The sequence below is a fragment of the Bacillus cereus group sp. BfR-BA-01355 genome (assembly GCF_022663675.1).
GTDB lineage: Bacteria > Bacillota > Bacilli > Bacillales > Bacillaceae_G > Bacillus_A > Bacillus_A thuringiensis_S.
On sequence record NZ_JAKUFY010000010.1, the window covers coordinates 70,724 to 83,880 of the forward strand.

A 13,157-nucleotide genomic window follows, 5' to 3' on the forward strand; every position below is an offset into this window, starting at 1 on the left:
TGAACTCCCCCTTATTTGTTTCCTATCATAGATAACCCTATTGTAATTAAGAGAAAGAAAACGATAATAAGGAAAGTCTTCCCTTTGCTTACTTGTGTTGTACAACCTTCCAAGACAGCCCATATAAGAATTGGAAAAAGAAGAATACCTAGGAGAATATCGACCAACTTGTTGCTACTCTTCTTTAGTGGTTTTTCTTCTACTATCGGTTTTATCTGAACAGCTTCTTTTCTTATTTGTTTCGGTTTCTTTTTCTTACGTCTATGATTCACCCAACTTACTCCTTTTAGAATAACTTTTTTCTAACTATAAAAATACCGAAATATCCCCATTTCCATTTTATAAACCTGTCCAGGTATTACAAAATCTGTGGCTTTAATGGCGCCATCCAAAGGACCATATTCATTTATAAGATTGCGGCAATTCTTCATATTGGTCCCGTATACGTACTTAACCACATCCTTATTTAAAACAGGCGCAGGATTTAAAGCTAATACGTTTATATTATCTTCTTGATGTCTTAATGCAACTGTATTCGCTGCTCCGCCACCTAAAGAGTGCCCTAGTAAAGTTATCTTCTTTCCTTTATTACCCGCCTTGACTTTTTCATAAAATTTTTCTGCTTGACTATACTGAAATTCCGCTAATGACCCCAATATAGGTGAATTAGTTAAATTATGCAGCCAAATTGCTCCATCGGTTGCAAATAGCCTATTTGGCTCGGTTGGTTTCCAACGTATACAATGAAAATTTCATACGTGTTTCTATCCTCTAAAGCATATGCCCCAAATCCAGTTACTGAATGAATATCATCAGAAACTATAAGATTAGCATTAAAGTTTTCTTGTAATTTCTATTTATTTATTATTGGATCAGAATTATTATATTTTTTCTTGTGCATTATAATCATAAATATCTCTTGCCGATAATCTTAATTTTACTACATCACTACTTAATTTATAATCTTCCTCGTTCGCCATATTCTCCCCCTTATATATATTAATGGCTTTCTTTAAATTTCTTTTCATATTGTAAATAATCTTTTTTTGATTTCCGATTATTTTCTTCTTTATTACGTAAATATGTTGTTATTTCTTGATCATGCCTAATCATATTATTTTCTTCATTTCTTTGTTTATAGCCTATCGAAATTGTTATCTCTGTTATTTTCATCGGATTTTCCTTTGTATCCTTAGCAGAATTAAATTCAATTAGTAGTGTTGCATAACTAAACTTCTCATACTTTAATTCTAAATTCCCATTAAATATCTCTTTAAATTGAGTTTCTGATAAATTATAGCTTATCGTAGTTGGTTGGCTGAAGCTTTTTTTATTCACATTTGGTTTCAATTCATTTATTCCTTGCACTCTATTGAGCATTAATTTTATATTAGACATATCTTTCCCTCGATTTGAAGCTTCTAGCTGTCCATTTTCGTATCTTATATCTGACTTGAATACAAATTCTTCTTTATATTGTGGGTTGTCACTATGTTTTTCATCCTCAACTGGAGTATTGACTTTCTTTTGTGTCTCACCAAAAAGAATATTATCTTTAATGCTATAAATACCTTGCGTTGTTTGATAAACTACTCCTATTTGCTTATTATTATCCTCAATAAAAGTACTATCCCTAACCTCTTCTTTCACATACGCATACCCTTCATCACTCGCAGACATAACCGTCTTCATATCACCTTCATCCAATGCCTTTACTAATCTCTCATACTCTATCTTCGTCTCCCCAAAACCACATCCACTTAACAAACTTAATACTATTGACAGAACTATCATCATCTTAGCTTTCTTCTTGAACTTCATACTGACACCCTTATTCAATCAAAATAAGCTTTCCTCTTTCCATTTTGGAAGAGGAAAGCTTATTTCCTTTTAAGTTTATTTTTTTCTCTTTATTTCTAACTCTTGTGCTTGTTGTTTCTTTTTATTTTTTTCAATTACTTTTTCAACAAACTCATTTCGCCACATTTTAAATTTAGCTGCAAATTGACCTTCAATTTTATTTCGATACCCTTCAAATTTAACCTCTGCAATATCCGCGTGATTAAATAATTTATATGTCTCTCCGGTTAAACCCACTGGATGCAACACTCCGCCATAATCATAGAATGTGTTTTCATCAAGTAATAAACCTCTCGTAGTGATTACATACTCCACATCTTCCTCTTCTTTAAGACCCAATCTCACAACACTGCCTAAAGGTAATACTTTATCCATATAGTCTTTCATATTAATTCACTGTCCCTTTTAGTACGCTAATTTTCTCTTCTATTTTTTGTCTTTTTTTCTCTAATTGACGGATCCGGTCAATAAATGCCTCACGTGTTTTTCCTTGTAATGTACTATCAATACTACTCTCTAACCTTCTAATTTCCCCTGTTAAAGATGCAGCTGCTTTTTCCAATTGCACTACAACGTTTATAATTTGTTCTCGTCCACCACTAGCTGGAAATGTACTATGAACCCTTGACATTATCGTATGTAAATCCACCTTCATACCCCTCTCTTTTAAATTTATAAACTTGGAGTTTTAATAATATGAAACTGCTCCTAATTCTTCGTCTTTTGCAAACATAGAAAATACCGCTTCTGAAACATCGTCGTTTAATTGCTTTAAATCTTTTGATAACTCCTTCACATCTTTAGCAATTTCACCTAATAAAGAACGGTTTATCCCCCTGCTGTTGTCATTCATAAAGAGATTTAACAATGAGTGACGATGACTCAATATATGTTCAGATACAATTGCAGCTACATTTGTATCAACTACAAAATCTCCTTTAAACAAATCTAGTAAATCTTGCACGTAAGAAGCTGCAACTTCTTTTGCAATTTCTAAAATTTCACTTGTAGCTAAATATACTACAACACTTCCAGCTAAAAAATTTATAGCAGTATTAAATACAGACTCTAATACTTCTAAAACTTTTTCCTTACATTTCGCTAAAGTTGTTTCAATCCATTCTACAGCGATATCTACCGCTCCTTTAATTTCAACTGTAGCCATTATACTAAATTGGATTGCTTCTGCTGTAATTTGAGATTTTAGTCCTTCATACTTTTTATTGAGGTTATAAATACTTTCTGTCACTTGACCCTTTATTTTTCTATACTCTCTCCCAGCTTGTACAGCATCTGAATAGGTAAGTGCCACCCATAAAATCGATGAAATCGGTGTTCCTTGTATGATAAAGTTTATTCCTATACCTGCGACTTGTTCTTCCGCTAAAGAAACTTTTCTATCAAATTTTTTATTTATAAGACCTGTATAAAAACCACCTGCCGATTGGGTAAACTCTACAAAACCTGGAATTATATCCCCTCCAGTATCATTAGTACTGGGTAATTTATCAAACCATATTAACTTGCCATTATTATCATAATCTTTCATAGAGAAAACGTAAGAATGCCATGCTTGGTTTGGAATTATATACATCCTCCCAGGTATTGTAAAATCCGCCATTTTTATTCCGAGATGTAATGGATCCTTTTCATTAATAACATTCCTAATATTTTTCATATCAAATCCATTACCAAATTTATCAACATCTCGATTTAATATAGGTGCTGGATTTAATGTTAATGATTCAATATTATCTTCTTGGTGCCTTAACGATACCGTATTAGCTAAACCACCACCTAATGAATGCCCTGTTACACTAATTTTGGCAGCAGGGTTATCATGTTTAACCTTCAAATAAAATTCTTCTCCTTGATCATACTGTTTGACTGTAAAATCGTGTTCCCAATTACCTAACACTATTTTATTTGCACCAGTTATATTATGTCCCCCAATTTCACCATCTGTTATTGCATCCGTTGCATCTTCCGTTCCTACGTATGTTATAACAATTTCTCCTGTAGAGTTATCTTTAAAAGCGTATGCAGCAAATCCTGTATTCTCATCAACTTGTCGATCTACAATTGTTGCATTAAATCTTTTTTCTAATCTCGTTATATTATCTATTTTTGATTTATCATATGGAGGCTTACCAGCTTTAAATTTATAGATATCCTCACCTGCTAGCTCTAATTTCCCCCAATCAGAACTTATTTTTAACTTATTATCTAGTTTCACTTCCTTACCCATTTTCTCCCTCTCTCCTAATCATTTATTATTTTGTGTAATCTTCCTTATAATTTAAATATTCTTTTTTCCCATCATGAATATTATTTTGTTTCTTATCAAAATATGTTATTATTTGGACCATATTTTTCACTATTTTTCCATCTTCATTTTTTGTTTTATAATCTATATCAATACTTAATTGTAATATCTGTTTGGGATTTTTTGCAGAGTCAAAACTTAGTGAAATTGTTGATCCATCATATTCATCATAATTTATTTTTAACTTACCATTAATAATACTCTGGAATTCGGATTCAGTTAGTCGATATCCCACTGAATTAGGTTGATCAAACTTTTTTATATCATCTCCAGGTTTTATCTTTAGTTTCCCTATTCCTTTTAAACGATCTACAATTAAGTTCACGTATGAAACATCTAGATTTGAATCCGGACTTTGCACCTTTTCATTTTTATACATAATATTTGTACTATAATTAACTTCTTCTTTATAATTTTTATCATCTACTTCCGAGGTAATTTCTTGTGTTGTATTCCCATATAAACTTTTATCTTTTATATTATATACGCCTGTCGAAGTTTGGTAGATTGTTTTACTATGCTCTCCATCTTCCTTTTGTTCAAATGTACTATATATACCTCTTTGGGTTACATACGCATACCCATCATCACTCGCAGACATAACAGTCTTCATGTCCCCTTCATCCAACGCCTTTACTAATCTCTCATACTCTATCTTCGTCTCCCCAAAACCACATCCACTTAATAAACTTGCCACTATTGACACGACTATCATCACCTTAACTTTCTTCTTTAATTTCATACTGTCACCTCGTTAGTTACTCTAGGCATTTTTAGTTTCATTATGTTCCCTTTTTGATAGTAATACACTTCATCTTTACCTAATGGCGCTTCGTTGCTTATATATTTTATGTTGAAGATACTTTGATCATTTAATGGCATTGCGATAATTGCTGCTGTTAGCTTACTTCTCATTTTCATAGGTAGAGCTTCACGATTTCGGTCCATGTAGTCGTGGTGACCTGCTAATACAAAGTAAATGCCTACTGTACGAGATAGATCAATTAAAGTTGCTGCATCTTCCATTTCTAAATAAACAAATTTACTAAACTCTTCAACATTTGTCATGATAATGAGTTGTTTTGTGAATGCAGGAATTTCTCTACCTTCTTGTCTTGCTTGTGCTAATTCAAGAGCTCGTTCACGAATTACTTCCATCCAATACTTTGCATGCATATTTATTTCATTTTCGTCTACAATGTAGTGCGTCACATCGTCTTTATATTGAACGAAACTATACTCTGCTGTATCCACCAACGTCACACTTTCAAAATAATCTTTATTCAATTGAGATAGGATGCTAGATACAATTTGTTTTCTCATACTATCATCTACACTATAAATCATTAAATGATCATTCACTGCAATATCATGAGCTACAACTTCTACGTTTGTAAAATCAAGCCCCATTGGAATTCTTGCTGCTTGTAGAGCTTTTGTAACGTCTTTATTTTTACGATAAGTAGCAATATCAATCACTTCTGGCATCATTGGAATTGCCTTCGGACGTTCTCCATCCCATTCTCGATCCATATCATTTGCTTCTTGTTGTAATAATTGAATTTGCTGTAATTCATCTTCTGCTTTCGTAGGTAATGCAACCTGGAATAATGTAGGAGATTCTAGTTTTATTAACGCTCTTCCTGCTGTTTCTTCCACTTTTATATCAGATCTCCCTACAATACTAGCTACTTCACTTTGATCAATCATATATAGGCAAGTTTGAATTTTAATATTATTGTACAATTGAATTCTAAGTGCATTTTGTCGCCCTGCACTAATTAAGGTATGAATTCCTAAACTTGCACCATCTCGGACAATTTGCATAATTAGCATTTCAAAGCTTTCATAGAACTTCGCTTCTTTTACTGCATCATAATTGTCGATCGCAATAATAATATGTGGTATTTCTTTCCCACTTGCCTTTTCATACATTTCAATATTTGCAACGTCATATTCACTTAATAATCGTTTACGATTTTTCATTTCTTGAGTTAATCTTTCAACAAACTTTAAACATTTTTCAGATTCATCAATCGTAATCGTATCCGCTACATGAGGTAATCCTTTCAAAGGTAGAAGACCATTTGTTCCAAGGTCCACTAAATACACATGCAAATGCTCCGGACTATGCTGACGAGCTACATCCATAATGACTGATTGTAAGAATGTTGATTTTCCGTAGCCTGGACTTGAGAAGACCGCTACGTGTCCGTCTTTACTAATATCTAATGTTAATGGTTTTTGTGATTGTAATTCAGGCTGATCTAGTAGACCAATTGTTGCTTGTAATGGTTTCTTTTCTTTCGTCCATGCTTCTTTGAACTGAATAGCATGTAAGTCTTGTAAATATACGCTTTCTGGAAGTGGTGGTAACCACGGTCTTGCTAATGCTTCAATTTCATTTATTTCTGCGTAATCGTGAATGTAGTCAATGACAGCATCCAGTTCAGATGGTACGCTTATTACTTCTTTACTACTACCAAGTCCACTTAAATCTTCACTTAATATTTCATATTGTCCTAGATCATTTATTGCATATATCGTTGCATCTAAATGTTCTTTATCTTCTTTGTTTTCTACATAGTCTGCTCCGCTCCAAGCTGATTGGAATAGTTCATATATTTCATTATTCCCAACTTGTAAGTAAGCACGTCCTGGTAATGTAATTTCAGCAGCATCCGGTGTTTTTAAAATTTCATTACTATCTGACGTATTTTGAACTTTTAATGCTAGTTTGAATTTCGAGTTACTCCAAATTTGATCATCTACAACACCACTCGGTTTTTGCGTAGCTAATATTAAATGGATTCCGAGCGAACGACCGATACGCGCTGTTGAAACTAACTCTTTCATAAATTCTGGTTGTTCTGACTTCAGTTCTGCGAATTCATCACTAATTAAAAATAGATGCGGCATCGGCTCACTTACTAAGCCTTCTTTATACAGTTTTTGATACTGATTAATATGGTTTACATCATTTTCACCAAATAATCGTTGTCTTTTCTGTAATTCAGCTTTAATTGATGCGAGCGCTCTCATACTTTGTGCTCCATCTAAGTTCGTAATTGTTCCTAATAAATGCGGTAAGTTTTTGAATAAATTCGCCATTCCGCCGCCTTTATAGTCAATTAGTAAAAAGGCTACTTCGTACGGGTGGAAATTGACTGCTAGAGATAAAATATACGATTGTATAATTTCCGATTTACCTGAACCTGTTGTACCTGCTATTAATCCGTGTGGTCCGTGTGCTTTTTCGTGTAAGTTTAAGTTTACGATATCTTCTTTACCACGTAGTCCAAGTGGTACAGCTAAAGATTTATGCGCTGCATTTTTCTCCCAACGACTTGTGATATTCAGTTCTTTTACTTTTTCAACGCCGTACATTTCTAAAAATGTTACGCTTTCTGGAATACTATTTTTTAAGTTTTGCAAATGATTTAATGGTGCTAATGCCCGTGAAATATCTTCTAAATTGAATCCTTTTGGCACATGATTTAGTTTAAATTGACGGTTAACAAGTTCTCCTTGCTCTAAGATGATGTTCCCTTGTTTTGCATCTCTTATGTCTATTACCGTTTTCACATGCTCCGGTAAACTTTGCATAACATCTTGTACAAATACAAGTGATACACCTAATTGACTCGGATCATCATTAAAGAATTCCATAACAACATGGTCTAATATTAGTTTTTCATCTGTAATGAGAACGACATAGTGCGGTGCAAAGTACATTTTTTCATTAGTAGAACTTTTTTCATCTAGTTTTAATTTTCGTTCTTTCAATATTTGATACAAACTATTTAACACTTGATCACGGCTACGATCATGGTATACAAATCCACGTACATTTATATCGCGAACACTTCCATGAGGTAACCAGCGCATCCAATCCCATTTTTCTTTTTCTTCTTCCGGAAAAATAGTAATAAACTGCAAGTCATAATAACTATGGAATAAAGCCGTTTGTGCAACTAATAATTGTAATTGCTCTAACACTAAAGAGCGTTGACCAATATAACCGACTGGTCCATTCATTAAATCTGTTACAACTGGTACATCTTCCAATGATAGATAACGCTGTCTTAGTTCACGTGCTATATCAATTAATTCATCTTTCGTTTGACTAAATTCTTCTTCATTAAATTGAATTTCAAAACTCGTATTAGCTTGTCCTGTTCCAACGCTAAATGTTAAGAAATCATGATGTAACATTGTTTTTTCATAAATTCGAGGATTTACTTGAACTGCCATATTACGTATTACTTCTACATTTGGATTGTGATAATGTAATGCGTGACGCTGTTTTTCACTTTCTGCATGTAAATCTTTCGTTTTTTGTTTTATATACTCTCTATAGCTTTTATCTCGTTCAACAATGTCGACTTTATATTGCTTCAAATTTTTAATATACGATGTGACAGAAACAATGATTGTTACTAATGTCATCGCAATCGATGCGATAATAAACATTCCATATTTCATGAAAATAGCAAGTAATACAGTTACGACAATCATGACAAGTGAAGGTGCAATGATTCTTGCTAAATGCTCCGTTGGTTTTGATGGCATACTTGAAGGCTTTGCAATTGTCATTTTCTCTTCTGGTTCACGGTAAATAATACGTGGTGAACGATGATAGTCTGGATAACCACTTTGATAATTCGTTTCTGATTCTACTAAAATAGGTAACGCAGATTTCACTTTATCTTCTGAAGAAAGTACTTGAATGTCTTCACTACCAATCTCCAATAAAATACCATCAAAATATAATACGTCTCCTGATTCCAACATAACGCTATCTTTTAACTTCGTATAATTATGAAATACATCCCCGCCATACACGTTCACTTTAAAAGAATCGTACAACGTTTCGCGAGATAGCATTAAATCTACACTAGTCCCGGTAATAGAAATATCATCGTAATCGTTTCGACTCACTGTAAGAGAAAGTTTCGTTCCGATATCAAACACTTTAGTTGTGCCAATAATAGATATAAAGATTTTCAAGCTCACATCTCTTGTTTTTCCAATCTCAACTTCCTTATTGAATTCTATTAATTGATCCTGTACCATCCAAGCATTTACTTCATTATTCCACTTTAACTCTATTTCTTGTTCTAAACTTGGATTCGTAATATCATTTGTCCACTCTTTTCCAATCGACACTATTGATTGCTCATTTGGATGTAATGTGCACTTATATATTTTGTCTCCATAAGTCAATACTAATAGTTGCTCCATCCGTGTTCACTGCTCCTTTTCAACTGTCTCATCAAGTGCTTACTCTTTTTTCTCTGTGTCCGACAAATTTTTATCGCTTGATGAATTGCCATATTTCTTTTTATATTCATCTAATTGTTGCTCATATGTTTTTAACTTTTGATCACGTTCTTCTCCTGATAAATCCGGATTATTTTTCAGTGATTCAATTTGTTTAACAAGGCCGTACATAATAAGCTGAGGATCATCAAGTGTCTTAGCTAAATCTAATGATTTATCAAAATTACCTTTTCCGTTATACATCCAATACAGCAAATACTTTTCATCACTTTTCAAACTAATGTTTTTCATAATCGATTTCTTTTGAGCTTCACCTAGTTTTTCAGCTGTAATGTATGCAAATGCTAACTCATATTTAGATGCAATCGGTAATGATTCAAATTCCTCTTCATTTAATTGCGTAATGACTTTGTCATAATCAGTTGCTATGAAACTTGCATTTGCTTCTAACAATTTATTTTGATAAGGAAATTTTATAAAAGTGAAATATATTAAAGGAGCAGCTAAAATAACTGTCGCCGCTATGAAGGAAAAAGCTAAGTATTTAAACGATTTATAGCTTTTTTTAGGTACTAACTGCATATTTTTCTCTGTTTTTGTTTGTTCCTTCTCAAAGCTGTCATCAAGAAACTGCAGTAATGCATCTAAGCTTTCCATTTGAGCAACGGTCTGTTCAAATGTTGTTTCTTTTGCATCTTTTAGTAACCCAGCATACAAATCATCAAAGTTATGTTTTTGGGAGAATAAAGCAATAATTAGACACTTATATTGTGTTAAAAATTGCTCTTCTGATAACGGGGTTGGTGGAACAATATCTCGAATTCCTCTATGTATAATACTTGGTATTAAATTAGCATTAAAAACTATATTGTCTGGATGTAAAAAGAACGTGATTCGTTTATTTAAATATTTACGAAACTGCGCAACATTCCGAAGTAGTCTTAATTTCTCATTTCTTCCAAAACGGCTAAGATTGTCCCACTTATATAATTTTTTATCTACTTGATATAGAAACGTAAACATATCATCCGCTTCTTCTATTGTTAATGGTACAAATTCAGATGATACGCCCGTAATTATATCGAATTGACGGAAGTCTTTTATACGTGTTTGAGATTTGGTCATCTCCAATTTCCAATTTTCTTTTTCTATTTGAAATTGATAGTTCATTGCATCAATTTGAATTATTTTTTCCGTCATGTTTATCCTCTTCTCCTTTTCTTTATAACCCGTAATAACTTATTTTCAAATAACTAAAAGTAAAAAATATTCTTTATAAAACTTGCAAAATATCTCCATCTGTTATTTGGTGATCAATTAAACGATCATTATCTGTTAAAACAATTGACTTATTTTTCACTTTAATTACAAAATGTGAACCTTCATGATTATCAATCTTTAGCGTATCTAATAAGTTTTTCAATAAATATTTAATAGATTGGTGATTCGGAATACGCAAATCGTATGTATTTCCATTCCATTTATTAAAATCTACTGTGACATTAATATGTGTTTGTATTGCCATCGCTTTACCTCCAACTTTTACGAAGAACCGTATAAATACCGATGCAAATAAGTAAAATGCCACCGCCAAATAATAATATTATTGTTATACTAATTGGCTCTTCATTCATTGTTTCATTACTCGCTACTTCATCTGCACTTTTTCTGACAATGTATTCACTGCTAAACAAACTATTTTTCGTATCTTTAACACTATTATTCTCTTTTTGTTTTATAAAAAGAGAATCTCGCAGAGCTTCCATATCTTTTTGTTCTTTCTTTTTCTTTTTCTCAATTTCTTCTTCTATATCTTGGTTAAATAACTCAATTGATGCTTTATCTAATTCTGTTTCCTTATGTTCCTTTTTATTTTTTTCTTGGTCGCTTTCTTCAAGTCGATCCACTTTAAACTTAATCTTCCCATCATCACCAAGATAACTGTCAGCCGCGCTCCTTATCGGTAGCGCGACAAACAGTAAAAGGATAGAGAGAAATGATAACTTAGCCACTATGCTCCATTGTTTGATCATTTACTTCTTTTTCCTCCCATTTCTTATGCCATACAAATAGATTACTAACCAATCCAATAATGGCAATTACAAACAATACGACAAAAATAACTTTCCCAGTATCTTTACCACTAATAAAATCATTTAGAAAACTTTCTATATACTGAAGCGGTGAGAATTGACGTATCTTTCCGACAGAAGACATTTGATCTACTTTACTTCCAACTGCCTCAGTTAAAAATAGGTACATGCTTAAAAATACTAATAGTATAAACATTCCTACCATTTTTATTTGTCGTAATAAGTAGGTTGAGACCAATACAAACGCCATCATAATAAATGTGATGAACGCAATCCATAGTAAACTTTGATCCTGACCGAACTTTAAAAGACGCCCAGAAATGATACCTATACTAATTCCTTCCACAATTGATATACCGAAAGCTACTACTGTAGTTGGTACATTCATATCAATTAATGAGAATTTCTCTTCAAAATGATCCGATTGCATTCGTTTCTTTTCTTGATTCGCAATTGCGTATGCTGTAAATAATGCAACAATGAAACAAGTTAATACAATTAAGTACGGTGTAAAAGCATTACCTGCTACAATTACTCCATCATTTTGCTTTTGAACTGGACTAGCTAAAAAGTCATATAGCATTTCATTTTGACGATCTCCAATACGACTATTCGCTAAAATTTTCGTAAAGTTTTTGGAGAATGATTTATCATCTTCCATTTTCTTTGTAAAGTCATTTAATAATAAATCAGCTTTTGAAACAATTGTCGTTCCGCTGTCTTGAATTTCTTTTGCTTGTCCATTAATTTGATCAAATGTTTTATATACATCGTCTGAAGTTGCTAAACTATGCTTCGAACTTTCGACCAATGACTGACTTTGCATCATTAATGATTTAATACCAGAATCTAACGATAAAACAGCCGTTTGCTCACCAGCATGATTTGTTGTTACTACTTGCTGCTCTTCAACTAGCTTTAAGCTATTCTCACGCCATTTCGCTAAACCTTTTACATACTCTCCTAAATTTTCATTCATACTAGTTGCTTGTTGCGTCGTTCCATTTAATTTCTCCGCTAGTAGCATAGAATTTTGATCCGCACTAGTAATAGATTGTTGATAAGAGTTTATTTTTTGTTTTAAACCTGACATATCTTGCTTTATTTCTGTAGTAATACTTGATGAAACAAGATTTGAAATTAAATCAATTAAGCTTTGTTTATTTAATACGTAGTACAAAGATTGATCCGTCGCAATTGCATCTAAACTTCCCTCTTCTAACTTAGGACCTACATCTTTCGTTCTTAAATCAATCCCATAATACATTTCGTAAAGGCTCATTAAACCTTGATAACTTTCGACTGTATCTACTGCTTCTTTTATTAATACACTAGAAGTAATATCTGGTATTTTTTCTGTTTTTTGATGTATAACTTGATTCGTTGTACTTTCAATAACTTTACCGTTATCTGTTCCCGTTTCGCCTCCTGGATTTCCTCCGGTTCCGTTATCTGTTCCCGTTCCGCCTCCTGGGTTTCCTCCAGTTCCGTTATCTGTTCCCGTTCCGCCTCCTGGGTTTCCTCCCGTTCCGTTATCTTTCCCTGTTCCGCCTCCTTGGCTTCCTTCATTATTGCCTGTTGTGTTTTCCATTTTT

Annotated in this window: 9 protein-coding genes and 4 pseudogenes; all 13 read right to left on the reverse strand. The window is 32.9% G+C overall.

Annotated elements, in window-relative coordinates:
- Positions 1-11: 11 nt before the first annotated feature.
- A complete protein-coding gene (locus tag MR167_RS05580; protein ID WP_002083293.1) occupies positions 12-272 on the reverse strand; it encodes a hypothetical protein in 261 nt (86 codons plus the stop codon).
- Positions 273-326: 54 nt separating this feature from the next.
- Positions 327-980, reverse strand: a pseudogene (locus MR167_RS33310) (lipase); the annotation flags it as partial.
- Positions 981-999: 19 nt separating this feature from the next.
- Positions 1,000-1,821, reverse strand: coding sequence for a DUF3952 domain-containing protein (locus MR167_RS05590; protein WP_242314155.1), 822 nt, complete (start codon positions 1,819-1,821; stop codon positions 1,000-1,002).
- A 75-nt stretch (positions 1,822-1,896) separates the two neighbouring features.
- Positions 1,897-2,247, reverse strand: a complete 351-nt coding sequence (locus MR167_RS05595; protein ID WP_016077812.1) for a DUF4176 domain-containing protein — start codon at positions 2,245-2,247, stop codon at positions 1,897-1,899.
- A gap of 1 nt (position 2,248) precedes the next feature.
- Entirely contained in the window at positions 2,249-2,509 is a 261-nt protein-coding gene (locus MR167_RS05600; protein ID WP_016077813.1) for a hypothetical protein, read from the reverse strand.
- 39 nt (positions 2,510-2,548) lie between these two features.
- Complete coding sequence (locus MR167_RS05605; protein WP_016077814.1) at positions 2,549-4,108, reverse strand: lipase family protein; 1,560 nt, start codon at positions 4,106-4,108, stop codon at positions 2,549-2,551.
- A gap of 25 nt (positions 4,109-4,133) precedes the next feature.
- The gene (locus MR167_RS05610) at positions 4,134-4,928 is read right to left on the reverse strand and encodes a DUF3952 domain-containing protein (protein ID WP_016077815.1); all 795 of its coding nucleotides are present in this window, start codon (positions 4,926-4,928) and stop codon (positions 4,134-4,136) included.
- A pseudogene (essC, locus tag MR167_RS05615) lies at positions 4,925-9,154 on the reverse strand (type VII secretion protein EssC); the annotation flags it as partial. The pseudogene essC and the gene MR167_RS05610, both read right to left, overlap by 4 nt.
- A pseudogene (locus MR167_RS33645) lies at positions 9,149-9,430 on the reverse strand (FtsK/SpoIIIE N-terminal domain-containing protein); the annotation flags it as partial. The pseudogenes MR167_RS33645 and essC, both read right to left, overlap by 6 nt.
- A 39-nt stretch (positions 9,431-9,469) precedes the next feature.
- The gene (gene essB, locus MR167_RS05620) at positions 9,470-10,669 is read right to left on the reverse strand and encodes a type VII secretion protein EssB (protein ID WP_000136616.1); all 1,200 of its coding nucleotides are present in this window, start codon (positions 10,667-10,669) and stop codon (positions 9,470-9,472) included.
- Positions 10,670-10,742: 73 nt separating this feature from the next.
- On the reverse strand, positions 10,743-10,994 hold the full coding sequence (locus tag MR167_RS05625) for an EsaB/YukD family protein (protein WP_001007566.1): 252 nt from the start codon (positions 10,992-10,994) through the stop codon (positions 10,743-10,745).
- Between the two features lie 4 nt (positions 10,995-10,998).
- Entirely contained in the window at positions 10,999-11,502 is a 504-nt protein-coding gene (essA, locus tag MR167_RS05630; protein WP_000595661.1) for a type VII secretion protein EssA, read from the reverse strand.
- A pseudogene (locus tag MR167_RS05635) lies at positions 11,474-13,157 on the reverse strand (type VII secretion protein EsaA); the annotation flags it as partial. The pseudogene MR167_RS05635 and the gene essA, both read right to left, overlap by 29 nt.